This is a genomic window from Janthinobacterium sp. P210006 (genome assembly GCF_036231885.1).
GTDB classification, from domain to species: Bacteria; Pseudomonadota; Gammaproteobacteria; order Burkholderiales; family Burkholderiaceae_D; genus Janthinobacterium; species Janthinobacterium violaceinigrum.
This window is the reverse complement of sequence record NZ_JAZARD010000002.1, coordinates 24,958-44,365: the sequence shown is the minus strand read 5'-3', so window position 1 is coordinate 44,365 and position 19,408 is coordinate 24,958. Positions and strand designations below refer to the sequence as shown.

14 protein-coding genes are annotated in these 19,408 nt (G+C 67.6%); 11 read left to right on the top strand and 3 right to left on the bottom strand.

What is annotated here, in order from left to right:
- Positions 1-78: 78 nt before the first annotated feature.
- Positions 79-3,438 (bottom strand): TIM-barrel domain-containing protein, encoded by a 3,360-nt coding sequence (locus VPH41_RS08695; protein ID WP_328569658.1) that lies wholly within the window; start codon positions 3,436-3,438, stop codon positions 79-81.
- Positions 3,439-3,796: 358 nt separating this feature from the next.
- Here VPH41_RS08695 and VPH41_RS08690 point away from each other — a divergent pair, with 358 nt between their 5' ends.
- From VPH41_RS08690 to VPH41_RS08655, 8 genes are all read left to right on the top strand, one after another.
- The gene (locus VPH41_RS08690) at positions 3,797-4,933 is read left to right on the top strand and encodes an SIS domain-containing protein (protein WP_328569657.1); all 1,137 of its coding nucleotides are present in this window, start codon (positions 3,797-3,799) and stop codon (positions 4,931-4,933) included.
- Positions 4,920-5,867, top strand: coding sequence for an ROK family protein (locus VPH41_RS08685; protein WP_328569656.1), 948 nt, complete (start codon positions 4,920-4,922; stop codon positions 5,865-5,867). Before VPH41_RS08690 ends, VPH41_RS08685 begins: the two co-directional genes overlap by 14 nt.
- A 5-nt stretch (positions 5,868-5,872) precedes the next feature.
- Entirely contained in the window at positions 5,873-7,216 is a 1,344-nt protein-coding gene (locus VPH41_RS08680) for a D-tagatose-bisphosphate aldolase, class II, non-catalytic subunit (protein ID WP_328570501.1), read from the top strand.
- A gap of 36 nt (positions 7,217-7,252) precedes the next feature.
- Entirely contained in the window at positions 7,253-8,020 is a 768-nt protein-coding gene (locus VPH41_RS08675) for a DeoR family transcriptional regulator (protein WP_034781637.1), read from the top strand.
- Between the two features lie 3 nt (positions 8,021-8,023).
- Complete coding sequence (locus VPH41_RS08670) at positions 8,024-9,118, top strand: N-acetylglucosamine-6-phosphate deacetylase (protein WP_328569655.1); 1,095 nt, start codon at positions 8,024-8,026, stop codon at positions 9,116-9,118.
- A gap of 38 nt (positions 9,119-9,156) precedes the next feature.
- Positions 9,157-10,950 (top strand): MFS transporter, encoded by a 1,794-nt coding sequence (locus VPH41_RS08665; RefSeq protein ID WP_328569654.1) that lies wholly within the window; start codon positions 9,157-9,159, stop codon positions 10,948-10,950.
- Between the two features lie 223 nt (positions 10,951-11,173).
- Positions 11,174-12,571, top strand: a complete 1,398-nt coding sequence (locus tag VPH41_RS08660; RefSeq protein WP_152285174.1) for an amino acid permease — start codon at positions 11,174-11,176, stop codon at positions 12,569-12,571.
- Positions 12,572-12,630: 59 nt separating this feature from the next.
- Positions 12,631-13,917 carry a DUF445 domain-containing protein gene (locus VPH41_RS08655; protein WP_328569653.1) on the top strand — a complete coding sequence of 429 codons (1,287 nt, stop codon included), beginning with the start codon at positions 12,631-12,633 and terminating at the stop codon, positions 13,915-13,917.
- A 7-nt stretch (positions 13,918-13,924) separates the two neighbouring features.
- Here VPH41_RS08655 and VPH41_RS08650 read toward each other — a convergent pair whose 3' ends face one another.
- Positions 13,925-14,947 carry an LLM class oxidoreductase gene (locus VPH41_RS08650; protein ID WP_287771096.1) on the bottom strand — a complete coding sequence of 341 codons (1,023 nt, stop codon included), beginning with the start codon at positions 14,945-14,947 and terminating at the stop codon, positions 13,925-13,927.
- A gap of 18 nt (positions 14,948-14,965) precedes the next feature.
- Positions 14,966-15,616 carry a glutathione S-transferase family protein gene (locus tag VPH41_RS08645; RefSeq protein ID WP_152285171.1) on the bottom strand — a complete coding sequence of 217 codons (651 nt, stop codon included), beginning with the start codon at positions 15,614-15,616 and terminating at the stop codon, positions 14,966-14,968.
- 121 nt (positions 15,617-15,737) lie between these two features.
- Between VPH41_RS08645 and gcvA the strand changes: the two genes are divergently transcribed.
- The 3 genes from gcvA to VPH41_RS08630 all read left to right on the top strand — a co-directional run bounded on the left by gcvA (position 15,738) and on the right by VPH41_RS08630 (position 19,397).
- Positions 15,738-16,643 (top strand): transcriptional regulator GcvA, encoded by a 906-nt coding sequence (gene gcvA, locus VPH41_RS08640; RefSeq protein WP_328569652.1) that lies wholly within the window; start codon positions 15,738-15,740, stop codon positions 16,641-16,643.
- A gap of 62 nt (positions 16,644-16,705) precedes the next feature.
- Entirely contained in the window at positions 16,706-18,511 is a 1,806-nt protein-coding gene (locus VPH41_RS08635; RefSeq protein WP_328569651.1) for a PHA/PHB synthase family protein, read from the top strand.
- Between the two features lie 31 nt (positions 18,512-18,542).
- Entirely contained in the window at positions 18,543-19,397 is an 855-nt protein-coding gene (locus VPH41_RS08630) for a universal stress protein (protein WP_328569650.1), read from the top strand.
- Positions 19,398-19,408 lie beyond the last annotated feature (11 nt).

The window sequence follows — 19,408 nt, the reverse complement described above, 5'->3', positions numbered from 1 at the left end:
ATTTGTTTTCGTCAGGCTGCAAGAGCCCCTCCCCGGTCCGAAGAGGGGCTCGTTCTTAGTGAAATAATTGAAGGGTGCTTAGCGCGGCTTGACGGTCGCGCCCTCCGTGCCCGTGAGTACGGCATTGGCCCAGTTGCCGCAGACCTGGGCCGGCTGGGCGCCGCGCGCACCCAGGGTGCGCAGACTGAGCTGGCTCAGGCCGCGCACGTCGATTTCGGGTTTGACCACCCCGGGAGCCGTGACCAGGCCGCTGTCATACAGCAGCCGCTCGCCGCTCCAGACCTGGAATTGCAGGCCGCCCGCGCTGCGGCAGCTATCGTCCACGCCCAGGTCGGCGCGCAGCAGATTCCAGTTGCCCGCCAGCTGCAAGTCGATGCGGCTGGCAGGTCCCACGCCGAGGCCCTTGCGGAACCACAGCCCGTTCATGCGCATCTCGGCCGCCCTGCCGGCCGGCCGGTCGCGCGCAATATGCTTCGGCAGTGCCAGGTCCGACAGGTAGCGCTGCACTTCCGCCCCTTCGGCCACGCGGTGCTCGAGCACGCGGAATTCGGACAGGGTCACGGGCGCCACGTCGGTGGCCAGCGCCGCGTCGAACGCGCGCGCCACCGGTGCGCCTTGCGCCGCCGTGACCATCGGGTCGGTGGTCGCCGCGCCGTCGCCTTCCGGATTTTGCGTGCTCATCACGCGGAAGCGCAGCAGGCGCCCGGCCGTCGCGGGGAAGTTGATGGTCTGCGTGCCTTCCTGCAGTTTCAGGGTGCCCCGCTGCAGCGGTGCGCCCCATTCGCCGTTGTTGTCGCCTATGTAGATTTCATAGTCGCGCACCTGGCCATGCTTCCAGTGCTGGTCGTTGCGCGGCGCCAGTTCGATGCCGTCCACCAGGCGCCGCTCCGTAAAGCCGATCACCCATTCGTGCGGCCCGCTCTTCACGGACGGGCTGCGCACGGTGCGGAACCACGTCTCCGGCTTGCCGTCGAAGGCGTTTTCCAGCGGATAGCCGCTCTCTTCAAACGGACGCGCCACCACCTGCATGGCGTCGGCCGGCAAGGCGCGGCCCGGCACGGGCGCGGCCGGGAAGTCCGAATCCAGCCGCGCCACGGCCAGCGCGCCGGCGACCTGCAAGGCCAAGGGCTGGCGGATATCCTGCGCCGCCACCTTCACGTGCAGGGTGCCCTGCCTGTCGGCGCCATCGAAGAACCAGCCCTCTGCCGCCTTGTCGTAGGCGGCGCGGTCGCCGGACGCCGCGATCACGCGCTCGCCGGCCCGCACGGCGGCCGGGGCCTGCCCCGCCAGCATGCGCAGCGCGTAGCCGCGGCGCGCTTCCTGGCCCTGGTACTGGCCACCGACGGCGCCAATCTCCACGCGCACGTCGCCGCCCGTCTGGCGCATGCGGATCACTTGCTGGCTGTAGGCGCCGCCCTGGTACTGGCGCGTGTTGCCGTCGTCTTCATACAAGGTGTATTCGGAGTCGCCGTGCGGGTAGATATCGAGGGTCAGCTGGTCCTTCGGCTTCTGGCCGTCATACAGCATTTCCGGATACATGGGCAGGATGGCGCCGGCCCGCACAAACACGGGCAGCTTGTCGAGCGTGACCTGCAGGTCCAGGTCGCGTCCCTTGGCGTCGGCCGTGGCCTGACGGCCATCCCAGTAGTCGTACCACGTGCCCTGCGGCAGGTGGATGCCCTTGCGCCAGCCGCCGCTGACGGCCTGGCTGCGGTAGACGGGCGCCACCAGCACGTCGCGGCCCAGCAGGAACTGGTATTTGTACGCTTCCGTGTAGGCGGCCGGGTCTTGCGGGTAATCCCACATCAGGCCCCGCACCAGCGGCGCGCCCGATTGCTCCGCTTCGCGCACCAGCGTATACATATAGGGCGTGAGGCGCATCTTGAGTTTCAGATAGCGGCGGTTGATGTCGCGGTACGGCTGCTCGAACCACCACGGGTGCTTGCGCTCGGCCGCGGCCCAGCCGGACATGCCCATCAGCACGGGCGTAAAACTTTTCCACTGCAAGTCGCGCAGATAGGTTTCCGGGCTGCCGCCGAAGATGGCGTCCACGTCGCCGGACGCATACGCCTGGCCGGACAGGCCCGAGCCGATCAGGGTCGGGATGTGCCAGCGGATGTAGTCCCAGCTGGCGCTCTGGTCGCCCGTCCACGCCACGGCGTAGCGCTGGATGCCGGCCCAGCCCATCACCGTCCACAGAAATGGGCGGCTATCGGAGTTGTTCAGGATGCCGTCGTAGGCCGACTTGTTCGCATCCATGGCGAACTGGTAGCCCTTGCCCGTCCACGCCACGTCCAGCTTTTGCACGCGGCTGCCCGCCTGGCCCACTTCCCAGGCGATCTTGTCGACGCCGTTTTCCGTCCACAGGCCCGTGCGGAAGCCGTAGCCGGCCAGGCCTTTCACCGTTTCCGGCAAGTTCGTGTAGCCGCAGCCATAGCCGTCGTTGGGCAAAATCCAGCCGCCCGGCATATCGTGTTCGCGGTATTGGCGCGCCACCGTTTCCACCACGTCCGGCGTCTTGCCCGTGGGGCCATCGGTCCAGCCCTTCGGCACGGAACCGGGCTTTTTCACGTTGTCGCCATCGTTGTAGCAATCGGCGTCGCCGTATTCCAGCGCCCAGCGGGGCAGCATGCGGGCGCGGCCCGTCAAGTCTGTGTAGCGGGCCACGACGTCGCGCACGTCCTTGCCGACGAAGAAATACGCGTCATAGCGGCCTTCCGCGTGCTGCAGCGAGATCTGCTGCGTGTCGCGCAAGTCGTAATTGCCGTCGGACCAGGTATTGCGCAGCATGCCCCACCCGCGTGAACTCATCAGGAATGGCGCGGGATTCGGGCGATCGCCCTCTTCCCATCCGCCCGAGTACGACACGGGCACCTGCCTGCCCTTGAATTCGAAGCGGCCATTCTGCTGGCCGCCGCCAAAGTAACGTTCGCCCGGCAAGCTGGACAGCACCTGCACGCCCTGCTTGTCGTCGAGCGACAGCGGCTGCACCTCGCGCCACAGCGGCGTCGCGTCGCCCTTGCGGAACAGGGTAAAGCGCAGCGGTTTGCGGTCGATGCGCAGGCTCAGTGCCTCGGTGCTGATCAGGATATGGTCGGCCTGCTCGCTGAGCTGGTACGCCACCTGCGCGGCGGGCTGGCCCACGACGATGGGCGCGGCCTTGTCGCCGGGACCCGTCAAGCCTCCCTTGCCGCCCGCCTGGATGCGCAGCACGTCCACCTGCGGCAGGCTGATACGCAGCTGCACGCCCGTGTCGCTGCGCACATCCCAGCCCAGTGCATCGCCCTTGGCCACGTCGGCTCCATGCACGGCACTCAGACTGGTCAGGTTGCCGATGGGCGCGGCGTGCACGCCTGGCGCGGCCAGGGTGGCAAGGGCGGCAAGGGCGGCGAGGACACAGGCGGCAAGGGCGCGGCGGGGAAGCGGGAGAGGTTTCATCTGTAGGCTTTCAGAAAATCGAAGTGATGGAAATACTTTAAGAAGAAAAATAAATATCGTCAATCAAAAGAAAGTTTTGGCAGCAATTTATTAATAAAATGCCCAAAATTGGCGCATTTATCTTACGAATCACCAAAATCGCACAAAACAAACTTTCGTTATCGTGGCATTTCAGCGACAAGCCGCAGCAGCACGGGCTGTCATGCGGCACTGCAGCACGTTTGAGAGCCATCTCCGCCCCTATAAAACGACATTATTTCGCAAGCCGCGAAATAATTTACTTTCGTTTTACTTTCGTATTTGACTTTTCGAAATTTAGTATTTATGCTTTCTCCAACAAACACTTTACTGACACTCCATGACTACCCTTCTTCAGCGTGACATTCAAACCTGGCGCGACATCGGCGGCCTGCACACGGCCGAGGAAATCGCGCACCAGCCGGCCATTTGGCGCGCGCTGGCCGCCATTTTGCGCGACGAGCAAGCCAGCCTGGCGGCCTTTCTCGGCGACGCGCTGTCCAACCCTGCGCAGCGCGTCATCCTGACGGGCGCCGGCAGCTCGGCCTACGTGGGCGAAATCGTCGTCGATACCTTGAATGCGGCCTGGCCCGCGCAGATCCGCGCCATCGCCACCACCACCCTGCTGACGCACCATGAGCTGTACCTGGAAGCGGATGCGCCCACCCTGCTCGTCTCGTTTGCCCGCAGCGGCGACAGCCCGGAAAGCTTGGCGGCCGTGGAGCTGCTGCGCCAGGTCGTGCCCGGCGCGCGCTTCTTGAACATCACCTGCAACGCGGACGGCAAGCTGGCACGCCAGGGCGCCAACGACAGCAACACCTATAACCTGCTGATGCCGGCCGGCAGCTGCGACCGCGGCTTCGCCATGACCAGCAGCTTTACCAGCATGCTGCTGGCGGCCCTGTCCGTGCTGGGCAAGGATACGGACTTGCAGCGCCTGGAGGCCCTGGCCGGCCTGGGCGAACAGGCCTTGCGCGACTGGTCGGCCCCCGTGGCGGACCTGGGCTCGCAAGCCGTGCAGCGCGTGGTCTACCTGGGCAGCGGCCCGCTGGAAGCGCTGGCCAAGGAAGCGGCATTGAAAATCCTGGAATTGACGGGTGGCCGCGTGATGGCGATGGCGAATACGCCGCTGGGCTTCCGCCACGGCCCGAAATCGGCCGTCACCACGGAGTCGCTGGTGATCCTGCTGCGCAGCAGCAAGCCGCTGGCGCGCCAGTACGAAGACGACCTGCTGAAAGAACTGCAGCGCGACAGCGTGGCGCAGCGCTGCCTGACGGCGGGCATCGGCGGCGACCTGTCAGCCGACGCGCCGGCCTGGCCCGACGCCTGGCTGGCGCCATTGTGGCTGCTGATGGCGCAGCAATATGCGCTGCACCAGTCCGCGCTGCTGCAACTGCGCCCCGACAATCCATTCGCCGGCGGCATCGTCAACCGTGTCGTGCAGGGCGTCACCATCTATGGCCATGACCAATTCTAATCGCCCCCTGGGCTACCACGGCATCGACATCGGCGGCAGCAAGATGGAGCTGGTCGCCTTTGCCGACCGCGACGGCGCGCTGGCCGAGGTGTTCCGCGAACGGGTGGCCACGCCGGGCGACGATTTTGCCGCCTTCGTGCAAGCCATCGTCGACCTGGTGGCGCGCGGCGACGCCGCGCTGGGCACGGCGGCGCCCGTCGGCATCGGCTTGCCCGGCGTGATCGACAGCGCCAGCGGCCGGCAACTGAGCTCCAACGTGCCCGCCCTGAACGGCCGCCTGGTGGCGCAGACCCTGCAGCAGGCCTTGAAACGTCCTGTCGCCATCGGCAACGACTGCCAGTGCTTCGCCCTGTCGGAAGCGCAAGGCGGCGCAGCCGACAATGCCGCCAGCATGTTCGGCGCCATCCTCGGCACGGGCGCCGGCGGCGGCTATTGCGTGGGCGGCCATCTGCTGCGCGGCTTTAACGGCGTGGCCGGCGAATGGGGCCACTGGACCCTGCCCGCCACCCTGCAGACGCAGCACGGCCTGGCCGAATACCCCTGCCCGTGCGGCAAGACGGGCTGCCTGGAACGCTATGTCTCCGGTCCCGCCATGAGCAAGCTGCACGCGCACTTCGGCGGCGACGGCGCCGAGCCGCTGGCCATCGTGGCGCGCGCCAACATGGGCGACGCCGTGGCCGAACGCACGGTGGCCGTGCACCTCGATGTGCTGGGCCACGCGCTGGCTGGCCTGGTACTGGCCTACGACCCGCACGTCATCGTGCTCGGCGGCGGCCTGTCCAAACTGCCCCACCTGTACGACAAGCTGCCGGCCGCCGTCAAGCGCCATCTGTTCCCCGGCGTGCACGTGCCGCCCATCTTGCCGCCCCGCTTTGGCGACGCCGGCGGCGCGCGCGGCGCGGCCCTTTTGATACGACAACATACGAAGGCGTAAACATGATGAAGCAAGTGGAAACCCCGACTTTTACCCTGTCGCCCATCCAGCAGGTGATCAAGGCGCACCGCCGCGGCGAGCGCGTGGGACTGTACGCCGTCTGCTGCAGCCACCCGAGCGTGCTGCGCGCCGCCATGCGCGTGGCCAGCGAGTACGACACGGTGCTGCTGGTCGAAGCGACCTCGAACCAGGTCGACCAGTTCGGCGGCTACACGGGCATGACGCCGGCCGTCTTCCGCGACACCATGCTGGCACTGGCCCGCGAACAGGGTTTCCCCACCGAGCGCCTGGTGCTGGGCGGCGACCATCTGGGTCCGAACGCCTGGCAGCATCTCGATGCGGCTACCGCGATGGCCCACGCCGAGACCCTGATCGCCGCGTATGCGTCGGCCGGTTTCCACAAGATCCACCTCGATTGCAGCATGCGCTGCCTTGATGACCCGCTGCAGCTCGACGATGAAACCGTGGCCGCCCGTTCGGCGCGCCTGTGCATCGTCGCCGAAACGGCGGCCGCCGCGGCCGGCTTTGCGCCGCCCGTCTACGTGATCGGCACGGAAGTGCCGATTCCCGGCGGCGAGGCATCGCTGGCGCAGGCCGGTGCCGTCACCAGCCCGCAGGCGGCGCGCCGCACCCTGGACGTGCACCGCCGCGCCTTCCTCGACAATGAACTGCATGGCGCCTGGCGCAGGGTCATCGCCATGGTGGTGCAGCCGGGCGTCGATTTCGACCAGAGCAGCATCCAGCATTACGACGCACCGGCGGCGGCCGAACTGTCGGCCTTCGTGGCCGAGCAGCCCGGCCTCGTGTTCGAAGCCCATTCCACCGATTACCAGCGCGAATCGGCGCTGCACGCCATGGTACGCGACCATTTCGCCATCCTGAAAGTGGGTCCGGCCGCCACCTTCGCCCTGCGCGAAGCGCTGTACGCGCTATGCCAGATCGAGCAGGAACTGCTGCCGGCGCACGCCACCTCGCAGCTGATGCAGGTGCTCGACGACGTGATGGTGGCCAAGCCGAAGAACTGGATCAAGCATTACCTGGGCACGCCCGAGGAACAGCGCCTGATGCGCCGCTACGGCTTGAGCGACCGCTGCCGCTATTACTGGGGCGAGCCGGAAGTGGCGGCCACCGTCGACAAGCTGCTGGCCAACCTGGACGCCGTGACGATTCCGCTGCCGCTGCTGAGCCAGCACTTGCCGGAGCAGTACCTGGCCGTGGTGCAGGGCAGCCTGCAAGCCCAGGCGCCGGCCTTGATCGAGCACAAGATCGGCAGCTTGCTGGCGCAATATGCGCGCGCCTGCAACCGCAATGCGGCCCTGCCCCCCATTGCCGAAGCGGCAATCTGTTAAGCTCGGTATTTTCATTTTTTTACTGAGCCCGCCACCATGCGAAATACCAGCCAACGCCGTGAATCCATCCTCCAAATGCTTGCCCAGCAGGGCTCGGTGCAAGTGACCGATTTGGTGGAAAAGCTCGGCGTGTCCGCGGTCACCATCCGCAGCGACCTCAATGCGCTGGAAGCGCAAGGCATGGCCACGCGCAGCCACGGCGGCGCGACCCTGACGCGCACGCCGCCGCCCGAGCACACGATACGCCAGAAGGACGCCATCAACCACGAGCAGAAGGAGCGCATCGGCGCCTATGCCGCGCGGCTGGTGGAACCGGGCGACAACATCATCATCGACTCGGGCACCACCACCATCTCGCTGGCGCGCCATCTGCGCGATGCGACCGGCGTGACGGTGGCCACGAATGGCCTGAACATCGCGTGGGAACTGGCCGACGCACCGGGCGTGGACCTGATCCTCACGGGCGGCCTGCTGCGCAAGCAGTCGCTGTCGATCCAGGGCAGCCAGGCGGAAACCTGCTTGCAGGCCTACAGCTTCGACAAGCTGTTTTTGGGCGTGGATGGCTTCGACCTGCAGTTTGGCGTCACCACCCACCACGAAGCGGAAGCGAGCCTGAACCACAAGATGGTGGAACGGGCGAAGAAAATCATCGTCCTCACGGACGCCTCCAAGTTCGGCCGCGTCAGCCTGCACCGCATCGTGCAACTGGACCGCGTCGATACCGTCATCACCGATGCCAGCATCAGCCAGGAGTACCGCGAAGGGCTGCAAAAGCTGGGCATCGAACTTTTTATAGCGGAATAACACATGCTGAGCGGCAGAATCCTTACCCCATCTGGCTGGATCACGGGCACCATCACCTTTGACCAGCGTATCGTCCAGATACAAGAAGACCCTGCCGCCGACAGCGCGCTGACCATTTTGCCCGGCTTTATCGACCTGCACGTGCACGGCGCGGCCGGCGTCGACATCATGGAAGGCGCAAACGCGGGCGCCACCGTGGCGCAGGTGCATGCGCGCCACGGCACCACGGCCCTGCTGGGCACCACCCTGACGGCAAAGGAGCCGTCGATCCGCCGCGCGCTGCACGGCCTGGCCGGCGTCATCGCCGAGCGCCCCGCGAACGGCGCGCGCATGCTGGGCGTGCACCTGGAAGGACCGTTCCTGAATCTGCACCGCCTGGGCGCGCAGCCGCCCGACGTGGTGCAGGCCAGCCTGGCGCTCGTGCAAAGCTTTCACGCCATCGCGCCCATCAAGGTATTGACCATGGCGCCGGAAATCCCCGGCCACCTGGAACTGATCCCGCAACTGGCGGCCATGGGCATCCGCGTGCAGATCGGCCACAGCGCCGGCACGTATGACGAAGGCGTGGCGGCGCTCAACGCCGGCGTCTCCGGCTTCACGCACCTGTACAACGGCATGACGGGCATGACCCATTACGACCCGGGCATGGTGGGCGCGGCGCTCGCGCATGCCGAATACGCGGAAATCATCCCCGACCTGCAGCACGTGGCCAAGGGCGCCCTGCGCGCGGCCCTGCGCGCCATCCCCCGCCTGTACGGCGTGACGGACGCCACCTCGGCCACCGGCATGCCGGACGGCGAATACGGCCTGGGCACGCAGCGCGTCTACAAATGCCTGGGCTGCGTGCGCCTGGCCACGGGCTCGCTGGCCGGCAGCGTGTTGACCATGGACCAGGCCCTGCGCAATTTCGTCGATCTGGGCCTGGACCTGGCCGACGCCTCGAACCGCTTGTCGCTGTACCCGGCCGACTACCTGGGCGAATCCGAACGGGGCCGCCTGGCGCCCGGCGCCTGGGCCGATATCGTCGTCCTCGATGCCAGCTTGCAGCCCGTGTCCGTCTTCGTCGAAGGCGCGGCCATCGATCTTTCCACCCGCTAGACCACTTCACCCCACCTCAACCCCGTCCCGGAGTTTTCATGCACGACACGTCACACAAGGCCCCCGTGTGGGCCATGCGCTACCTGCTATTTATTGCCGGCATGGGGGGATTGCTGTACGGCATAGACATCGGCATCATCGCCGGCGCCCTGCCGTACCTGGAATCGACGGCCTCCGTGGCCTGGAAACTGACGGCCCAGCAGCTGAGCTTTATCGTCGCCGCCGTGCTGCTGGGCTCGGTGTTGTCGTCGCTGTTCGCCGGCGCCCTGGCCGATATCCTGGGCCGGCGCTGGGTGATGTTCCTGGCCGGCGCCCTGTTCAGCGCCAGCATCCCCCTGATCGCGCTGGCCGACGGCTACATGCCGCTGCTGCTGGGCCGCCTGCTGCAAGGCATCAGCGGCGGCTTGATCGGCGTCGTCGTGCCCCTGTACCTGGCCGAATGCCTGCCCGCGCAGCAGCGGGGACGGGGCGCCGCCCTGTTCCAGCTGCTGCTGACCATCGGCCTGGTGGCTGCCGCCCTGATCGGCCTGCTGCAGGCGCAGACGGTGGAAACGGCCACGCAGGCGGCGCAAGCGCTGCCGGAAGCGGGCCGCATCGCCGCCATTTTTGCCGCCAAGGACCACGCCTGGCGCAGCATCTTCTGGGTCTGCCTGACGCCGGGCCTGGTGTTTACCATCGGCGCCCTGCTGCTGGCCGAGTCGCCGCGCTGGCTGGCCCGCCGCGGCCGTGTCGAACAGGCGCGCCAGTCGCTGCTGCGCACGCGCCTGCCCGCCGCCGCCGACCTGGAACTGCGCGAAATGCTCGACACCCCCGAAAATGCGGCCAGGACGAGCGGCGCGGCCAAGGTCAAGGACCCGCTGCTGAGCCGCCGCTATGTGCTGCCCTTCCTGCTCGCCTGCCTGATCCTGGCCTGCACGCAAGCGACGGGCATCAATTCCATCCTTGCCTATGTCGTCAACATCCTCAACCAGGCGGGCCTGTCGGGCGCCTCGGCCAACATGGCCGACGTCTTGCTGAAAGTGCTGAACGCCGTGATGACGGTGGTGGCCGTGCTGCTGGTGGACCGCAAGGGCCGCAAATTCCTGCTGATGCTGGGCACGGGCGGCATCGTCGTCTCCTTGCTGGCGGCCGGCCTGCTGTTCCGCGGCGCCGAGGCGCACCTGGCCGATGTGCGCCCCGCCATCGCGGCCCAGGTCCGGAGCGACGGCCTGGCCGTGCACCTCGATGCGGCCACCCTGACGGCCCTGGGCGCGGCCGCCGACGGCACGCCGCAGCAGCTGACCATCGCCTACGCCTACGGCCCCTTCACCAACGTGAAAAGCCTGCGCAGCGACGACCCCGTGCTGCGCCAGGTGACGATCGCCCGCGAAGACGCCGTGCAGGCCGACAGCGTGATCGGTGTGTTCTTCCGCAAGCTGCACCTGAACCCGTTCGCCGACCCGGCCGCCGGGCGCGACGCGCCGCTGCGCATCGAGAAGGCCAGCCTGGGCCCCGTGCCCTCGCCCACGCACGGCTGGCTGGTGGCGATCGCCATCTGCGTGTTCGTTTCCAGCTTTGCCGTGGGACCGGGCGTGTGCGTGTGGCTGGCCCTGTCCGAGCTGATGCCGACGCGCATCCGCTCGAACGGCATGAGCATCGCGCTGCTGGTCAACCAGTTCGTCTCGACGGTGATCGCCGCCATCTTCCTGCCCACCGTGGGCTTGCATGGCTATTCGACCCTGTTCTTCTTCGGCGCCGGCTGCACCGTGCTGTATTTCCTGGCGGCAGCATTTTTATTGCCGGAGACGAAGGGCAAGACCCTGGAAGAAATCGAAGCCCATTTTTCGAAATAGCCAAACAGGCAACTATTTACGCAATTAAAGCAGTCTCCTTTACAGCCCCGGTCCATCATCCCGGGGCTTTTTTTTGGGCCTGCCGCCGTGGCCCTCGTGGCAGGCGCGCACGGCACAGTACATATTTCCTTCTAGAATGCCTGCCGCCTGGGCTAGAATCTGGCTGCGTCGTGCTACTCACGAGGCGGCAATGGCGCCATGACAAAAATTACCAGGAGACACAGTGAGCTTATTTAGAACCAAGAATTTGGATGATATGATCGCCCACAGCAAGAAGCCGGGAGGACTGGCGAAAGTGCTGGGCCCGTTTGACCTGGTGCTCATGGGCATAGGCGCCATCGTCGGCACCGGCATTTTCGTGCTGACCGGCACGGGTGCGCTGACGGCCGGTCCCGCCCTGTCGCTGTCCTTCGTCGTGGCGGCCGTGGCCTGCTGCTTCGCCGCCCTGTGCTATGCGGAATTTGCCTCCACCGTGCCCGTGGCCGGCTCCATCTACACGTACAGCTACGCCACCCTGGGCGAGCTGGCCGCCTGGATGATAGGCTGGGACCTGCTGCTCGAGTACGGCCTGGCCGCGGCCGCCGTCTCCGTCGGCTGGTCCGGCTACTTCCAGTCGCTGCTGTCGGGCTTTGGCATCGTGCTGCCCGTCGCGCTCACCGCCGCGCCCGGCGCCCTGCCCGGCGTGACCACCTTCATCAACCTGCCCGCCCTCGTCATCATGTTGGCCCTGACGGCCATGCTGGGCTGGGGCGTGCGCGAATCGGCCCGCCTGAACAACGTCATGGTGGCCATCAAGGTGGGCGTGGTGCTGCTGTTCATCATCTTCGGCGCGCGCCATGTGCAGCCGGCCAACTGGCAGCCCTACATGCCGTTCGGCTATCACGGCATGCTGAGCGCGGCCGCCCTCGTGTTCTTCGCCTTCATCGGCTTCGACGCCGTCACCTCGGCCGCCGAGGAAGTCAAGAAGCCGTCGCGCGACTTGCCGATCGGCATCATCGGCTCGCTGGCCGTGTGCGCCGTGCTGTACGTGGTGGTGTCGGCCATCATGACGGGCATCGTGCCCTACCAAAAATTCCTCGGCGTCGACCATCCCGTCTCGCTGGCCCTGCAATATGCGGGCGAAAACTGGATCGCCGGCTTCGTCGACCTGGGCGCCATCCTCGGCATGACCACCGTGATCCTCGTGATGGCTTTCGGCCAGACGCGCATCATCTTCGCCATGTCGCGCGACGGCTTGCTGCCCAAGCGCCTGTCCACCGTGCACCCGCGCTTCCACACGCCGTTCTTCGCCACCTGGCTGGTAGGCATCGTGTTCGGCCTGATCGCCGCCGTGATCCCCCTCAACATCCTGGCTGAACTGATCAACATCGGCACCCTGGCCGCCTTCACCATGGTGTCCGTGGCCGTGGTGGTGCTGCGCAAGCGCCGTCCCGACCTGCCGCGCGCCTTCCGCTGCCCCGGCGTGCCGTATGTGCCGGCGCTGGCCGTGATCCTGTGCGTGGGCCTGATGAGCTTTCTCAGCTGGGTCACCTGGGTGGCCTTCACCATCTGGCTCGTGATCGGCCTGGTCATCTACTTCGGCTACGCGCGCCGCCGTTCGCTGCTGCATCCGCAACAGTAATCGCATCACTGCGCCATCGCAGTAAGATGGCGGTCTCGCAACCCTGCAGGCCGCCATCCATGCAACGTTCCCCCGACCTCATCGCACAACTGGACCAGAGCACGGACCAGCTCAAGCGCGCGCGCCTGCGCAGCATGCAGTGGCTGGCCGCGGGCTTGCTACTGCTGGCCGCGCTGGTCTTTGCCGTGGCCCGCTCGCAGCGGGGCGGCCATCCCGCCTGGGGCTATGTGGAAGCATTTGCCGAGGCGGCTATGGTGGGGGCGATCGCCGACTGGTTCGCCGTCGTCGCCCTGTTCCGCCACCCGTTGGGCATCCCGCTGTGGCATACGGCCATCATCCCGAACAGCAAGGCGGACATCGGCCGCAGCCTGGGCGCCTTCGTGGAAAACCATTTCATTACCGAACAAGGCATCGCCGAACGCATCGCGCAGGCCGATCCTGCCGCGCGGCTGGGCGCCTGGCTCGGCGACGAGACCCACGCGCGGCAGCTGGGCATGGCCAGCGCCGGCGTCGCCAGGCAATTGCTGGCGATGGCCGACCATGAACAGCTGGGACGCCTGCTGCGCGAGCAGGCCAGCAGCTACCTGGGCCAATTGAATGTGTCGGACGTGGCGGCCGACTGCATCGATGCGCTGATCGCCGACGGCAAGCCGCAGCTGCTGCTGGACTTCATGCTCGACCGCAGCGCCGCCTACCTGGACGACGAGCGCCACCACGCCGCCATCGGCGACTTCGTGCTGGGCGCCTTCCAGATCGAAAACGCGCTGGTAAAAAAGGCCGTGAAGGCATACGAGCCGCGCATGATCGCCTCTCTGCAAAAGTTTGCCGTCGCCGTGCGCGTCGATCCCGCCCACCCGCTGCGCCAGCGCATCGCCGGCTGGATCTCCGACAGCGCGCTGCACCTGAAGGCCGACCCGCACTGGCAGGAGACGGTACGCCGCTACCAGCTGCAGCTGGTCGCCAGCGACACGGTGCAAGCCATGCTGGGCGACGTCTGGAACCACCTCCGCACGCGCCTGCAAGCCGACCTGCACGCGGACCAGCCCGTGCTGGCCCAAGCGATCGCCGGCCTGGCGCGCAACACGGGCCAGGTGCTGGGCACGGACGAAGCTGCGCGGGCATGGCTGAACGCTGCCGTCGTCGCCGGCAGCGGCGCGCTGGTGCGCCGCTACCGGGGCGAGGTAGGCGCCTTCATCGCGGCCCGCCTGGACCTGTGGAGCAAGGAAGAGATGAGCGAGCGCATCGAACTGGCCATCGGACGCGACCTGCAATTCATCCGCATCAACGGCACCATCGTGGGCGGCCTGGCCGGCCTGCTGATTTATACGCTCAGCCGGGCGTTTTGAACCATGCTCACCAGCGCGGCACGGCGCGGGCCGGCGCCGCATGCGAGGGAAAATGCGGCAGCACTTCCTGCGCCAGCTCCTGCAGCACCTCCGCGGCCGGGCGCTGGCCATGCTGGATGCCCAGCGCCGCATGGTTGACGCCCGCCTCGCGCCACTCTCCCAGCAGGTCGATCAAGCCCTTGCGCCCCGTACGCAGCACGTAGCCGCTGCGCACGGGCGTGCGCGGATAATCGGGGTCGTCCACCAGGTCCAGCCACTCGTTGCACATGTGGGGGCGAAAGCCGCCATCGGGGATGCAGGCGCGCCAGGCGCGGATCTTGTCCGCCAGCCGGCGCGGCCCGGCCGGCGTATCCGTCGCTTCCGGATATGTAAGCCAGCCATCGGCATGGCGCCCTATCCACTCCAGCGGCTGGCCCGAGGAACTGGTGACGACCAGGGGAATGGCGCCCGCCACGGGCTTGGGCAGCAGCTCGAGTCCCTCGAGCCTGCCCAGCGGGCCGCTGATGCTGGTGGCGCCCTCTTGCAGCAGCTGGCGGAACATGTGCACGGCCTGTGCATAGCGTACGCCGCGCGTGGCGTGCGGCACGCCATACGCGGGAAATTCGCCGGCGCGGTCGCCCGAGGCCGTGCCCAGCACCAGGCGTCCGCCCGACAACTGGTCGATGCTGGCGGCCGCCTTGGCCAGGTCGACGGGATGGCGCAAGGTGAAGATGGCGCTGCCCGTGGCCAGGGCCAGCGAATCCGTGCGGGCAGCCAGATACGCCAGGTAGGTCCACGGGTCGAACAGCTGGCCCGCATCGCCGAAACGGGGATCGAACAGGGGAATGTCGCGCACCCAGGCGGCGGCAAAGCCTTGCCGGTCCATGGCGGCGACCAGCTCGGCCTGCCCGGCCAGCGCCTGCATGTCGCCCTGGTAAAAACGCAGCGGCAGATAGATGCCGAGGGTGAGCGCGCCGGGCGCGAACATGCGGCGGTAGCCGCGGTGGTGCGTGAAAGCGTGCGACGACGCGCCGCTGGTATCGATGGTCATGGTCTTCCTTGAGGCAGGTCAGGCGCCCGTGGCGGGCGCGGGAATGGTGACGCCCAGGCGGACGGCGGGACGCGCCGCCACCCGCGCATGCCAGGCTTGCACGTGGGGCCAGGCGGCAAGGTCGAAGCCGACGATGCGGGCGATATGCAGCCAGCCGAAGCTGGCGATGTCGGCCACCGAATACGCGTCGCCCGCCAGGTACGGACTGCGGGCCAGGCGGCCATCCAGGGTGGCCAGCGCCGCGTCGCTCAGCTGGCGGAAGTGCGCCGCGGCGGCGCCATTCGCGCCCCCTTCGGCGATCTCGAAATGCACGCGCTGGCCCAGCAGCGGCCCCATGCTGGCCGCGTGAAACAGCAGCCAGGTGACGGCGGCCCAGCGCTGCTGCGGGTCCGCCGGCAGCAAGCGTCCGGTTTTCTCGGCCAGGTACAGCAGGATGGCGGCCGATTCGAACACGGTGACGCCCGTGTCGCGGTCGACCAGCACGGGTATGCGGCCGTGCGGATTGAGCGCCAGGAAGGCGGGCAGCCGGTGTTCCGCGTGCTCGATGCGCACATGGTGCAGCTGGTACGGCAAGCCCAGTTCGGCCAGCGCGATGGTGATCTTGAAGCCGTTGGGCGAACTGTCCGTGTACAGCGCGAGCGCGGCGGGTTGTGGTGCGGAAGCAGTCATGGGGTTTCTTTCATTAGAATTTCTAAAGTTAATGGCAGCGGCGAACCCCGCTATAATCACCGCTGCATCGTGAAAAATGAAACGATGATTTTTTGCTGCAGACTATAGAAAAACTAAACCCATGAAACATCCCCTGCCGCTCCAGGCCTTGCGCGCCTTTGTCGAAGTGGGCCAGCGCGGCAGCATCAAGGCTGCCGCCGAAGCGCTGCACGTGACGTCGGGCGCCGTCAGCCAGCAAATCCGCCTGCTGGAAGAACGGGTCGGCACGCCCCTGTTTACGCGCGAACGCCAGGGCTTGCGCCTGACGGAAGCGGGCGCCCGGGTCCACCCCACCCTGCTGGCCGCGTTCGCGCAGATCGCCAGCGCCAGCGAGGCGCTGGAAGACCTCGCGGGGCGCCAGACGCTGACCGTCAGCACGGTGGCCACCTTCGCCGCCGCCTGGCTGGTGCCGCGCCTGGGCCGCTTCAACGGGCGCCACCCGCAGATCGAGGTGCGCGTGGAAGCGACATCGGCCCTGGTCGACCTGCGCCGCGACAGGGTCGACGTGGCGCTGCGCCACGGCCTGGGCGAGTATCCGGGCCTGCAGGCGACGCGGCTGATGGCGCCCGTGCTGGTGCCCGTCGCCAGCCCTGCCCTGGTGGCGGGCCAGCCGCCCATCGCCACGCCGGCCGATTGCCTGCGCTACCCGCTGCTGCACGACACGGACCGCGCCGACTGGCCATTGTGGCTGGCCGCGCATGGCGCGCCCGGGGATGCCCGGGCCGCACGGGGCAGCGCTTTCGAGGATGACTTCCTGCTGATCCGCGCGGCCGAAGCGGGCCAGGGCCTGGCCCTGGTGCCGCAGCTGTATGCGCACGCGGAAATCGCCGCCGGGCGCCTGGTGCAGGTGCTGGACTTGCCGTGGCCCGCGCGCTTCGCGTATTACCTGGTGACGCGGCCCGATGCGGCCGCGCGGCCCGCCGTGCAGGCGTTCATGGCGTGGATCATCGACGAGGCACAGGCCGATGCCCCATCCAGCCAAACTTGATGTAGATCATAATTTTTTGAACAAGCTCTTGCTATCCTGTAAAAAAATGACAGGAGTCCTGGATGAGCACAGCGCGGCAGGCGAATACGGAGCAGACAAGGGAACATGAGCGCCAGGGCAGCGCCTGGCAAGGGGTGCCCGTGCCCGATTACCCGGAAAGCGCGCCCGAAGGCGCCACCCTGGACTTGCTGCTGAACGCCTGGCTGGGCAAGTTCACGGGCGGCATATCACCGGCAGCGCTGGGCAACGCGTATGCGGACTGGCTCAGTCACCTGGCGCTGGCGCCATCGAAGCAGCAAACCCTGCTGCAGGAAGCGTGGAAGAAGATCGCCCGCTGGCAGCAGTACGCCGTACAGTCCGCACTGCCCGGCGCCGGCGCGGCACCACCGTGCATCGCCCCGCTGCCGCAGGACCGGCGCTTCGACGATCCCGCGTGGCAGCGCTGGCCGTACAACCTGGTCTACCAGGGCTTCCTACTGCAGCAACAGTGGTGGCACCGCGCCACGACGGGCGTGCGCGGCGTCGCGCCGCACCACGAGGATGTCGTCACGTTCACCGTGCGCCAGTGGCTCGACATGCTGGCGCCATCGAACTTCATGCTGACCAATCCCGTCGTGCAGCAAGCCGCCTTGACCAGCGGCGGCGCCAACCTGGCGCGCGGCATGGCCCACATGGCCGACGACTGGCAGCGTGCCGCCATGGGCCAGCATGCGCCCGACCAGCGCAGCTACACGGCAGGCGGCAACGTGGCCGTCACGCCGGGCAAGGTCGTCTACCGCAACGACTTGATCGAACTGATACAGTACGCGCCCGCGACAGCGCGCGTGCATGCCACGCCCCTGCTGTTCGTGCCCGCCTGGATCATGAAGTTCTATATCCTCGACCTGTCGCCGCACAATTCGCTGGTGCGCTACCTGGTGGAACAGGGCCACACGGTATTCATGATTTCGTGGAAAAACCCCACGGAAGAAGACCGCGAGCTGTCGCTGGAAGACTACCGCCAGCTGGGCGTGATGGACGCGCTCGGCGCGGTGAGCGCCATCACGGGCGCGCCGCAGGTGCACGCGGCCGGCTACTGCCTGGGCGGCACCCTGCTGGCGATCGCCGCCGCGACCATGGCGCGCGATGGCGATGCGCGCCTGGCCAGCATCACCATGCTGGCGTCGCAGGTGGATTTCAAGGAACCGGGCGAACTGTCGCTGTTCATCGACGACAGCCAGGTCAGCTTCCTGGAAGCGGCCATGTGGAAGCAGGGCTATCTCGATACGAAGCAGATGGCGGGCGCCTTCCAGCTGCTGCGCTCGAACGACCTGGTCTGGTCGCGCCGCCTGCGCCACTACCTGCTGGGCGAGGATGAACAGGACAGCGACCTGATGGCCTGGAATGCGGACGCCACGCGCATGCCCTGCCGCATGCACTCGGAATACCTGCGCCGCCTGTTCCTGCACAACGACCTGGCCGAAGGCCGCTACCGCACGGCGGGCCGGCATATCGCCCTGCCCGACATCGGCGCGCCCATCTTCGCCGTCGGCACCCTGACGGACCACGTGGCGCCGTGGCGCTCCGTCTACAAGCTGCAGCTGCTGACCGACACGGACGTCACCTTCCTGCTCACCTCGGGCGGCCACAATGCGGGCGTGGTCTCGCCGCCGGGCCAGCCGCGCCGCAGCTACCAGCTGGCCACGCACCGCCACGACGAACCGTATATCGACGCGGACAGCTGGCAGCGCGACGTGCCGCGCCACGACGGTTCGTGGTGGCCCGCCTGGCAAGCGTGGCTGGCGGCGCGCCCCGGTGCGCAGGCGGCGCCGCCGCCCATGGGCCCCGACCTGGGCGACGCGCCCGGCAGCTACGTGCTGCAGACATGACAACCGACACCCGACAACCGAGGAAAACGCCATGCCCTACACCACCCTGCTCGTCCACGTCGACAATTCCCGCCACTGCGCCCAGCGCATCCGCCTGGCCGTGCGCCTGGCCATCGCCGAAGGCGCCCACCTGATCGGCTCGGCCATGAGCGGCATCTCGCGCTACGCGTATGGCGGCGGCGTCAATGCGCTGCAGTTCGCGCCCGCGCAGATGCAGGCGCTGCGCACCCAGGCCAGCGTAGCGCTGCACGACTTCGAGCGCATCGCCCGCGAAGAAGGCCTGGTCACCTATGAAACGCGCTTCGTCGACGACGATGCGCAGGGCGCGCTGCTGCTGCAGGCGCGCTATTGCGACTTGCTGATCCTGGGCCAGACGGACGCGCAGGATACGCCCTCGCGCGTCATCGCCGGCACGCCCGAATACCTGATGCTCCATTGCGGCCGGCCCGTGCTGATGGTGCCCCATGCGCCGCTGGCGCCATCGACGGCAGCAGCGGCCGTCGGCCGGCATCCGCTGCTGGCCTGGAACGGCAGCGCCGAAGCGCTGCGCGCCATCACCGATGCGCTGCCGCTGCTGCAGCGCGCGCAGCAGGTGACCCTGGCCGTCGTCAATTCGCACGCCCAGCCGGCCGCGCATGGCGAGCAGCCGGGCGCCGACCTGGCCCTGTATCTGGCGCGCCACGGCGTCAACGTCGAGGTGCTGCAGCACGACACGCCGCCGGGCCAGGACGTGGGCACGGCCCTGCTGGCGATGGCGGCGCAGCGGCGCTGCGACCTCGTCGTGATGGGCTGCTACGGCCACATGCGCCTGCGCGAAGCGCTGCTGGGCGGCGTCACGCGCACGGTGCTGCAGGATATGACTGTACCCGTGCTCGTGTCGCACTAGCGCGCAGGCGG

Coding starts and splice junctions, on each gene's coding strand:
- VPH41_RS08675 (WP_034781637.1), top strand. CDS start 7,253: ATGCGAAATACCAGCCAACGCCGTGAATCCATCCTCCAAATGCTTGCC.
- VPH41_RS08695 (WP_328569658.1), bottom strand. CDS start 3,438: ATGAAACCTCTCCCGCTTCCCCGCCGCGCCCTTGCCGCCTGTGTCCTC.
- VPH41_RS08680 (WP_328570501.1), top strand. CDS start 5,873: ATGAAGCAAGTGGAAACCCCGACTTTTACCCTGTCGCCCATCCAGCAG.
- VPH41_RS08650 (WP_287771096.1), bottom strand. CDS start 14,947: ATGACCATCGATACCAGCGGCGCGTCGTCGCACGCTTTCACGCACCAC.
- gcvA (WP_328569652.1), top strand. CDS start 15,738: ATGAAACATCCCCTGCCGCTCCAGGCCTTGCGCGCCTTTGTCGAAGTG.
- VPH41_RS08630 (WP_328569650.1), top strand. CDS start 18,543: ATGCCCTACACCACCCTGCTCGTCCACGTCGACAATTCCCGCCACTGC.
- VPH41_RS08655 (WP_328569653.1), top strand. CDS start 12,631: ATGCAACGTTCCCCCGACCTCATCGCACAACTGGACCAGAGCACGGAC.
- VPH41_RS08670 (WP_328569655.1), top strand. CDS start 8,024: ATGCTGAGCGGCAGAATCCTTACCCCATCTGGCTGGATCACGGGCACC.
- VPH41_RS08645 (WP_152285171.1), bottom strand. CDS start 15,616: ATGACTGCTTCCGCACCACAACCCGCCGCGCTCGCGCTGTACACGGAC.
- VPH41_RS08685 (WP_328569656.1), top strand. CDS start 4,920: ATGACCAATTCTAATCGCCCCCTGGGCTACCACGGCATCGACATCGGC.
- VPH41_RS08635 (WP_328569651.1), top strand. CDS start 16,706: ATGAGCACAGCGCGGCAGGCGAATACGGAGCAGACAAGGGAACATGAG.
- VPH41_RS08690 (WP_328569657.1), top strand. CDS start 3,797: ATGACTACCCTTCTTCAGCGTGACATTCAAACCTGGCGCGACATCGGC.
- VPH41_RS08665 (WP_328569654.1), top strand. CDS start 9,157: ATGCACGACACGTCACACAAGGCCCCCGTGTGGGCCATGCGCTACCTG.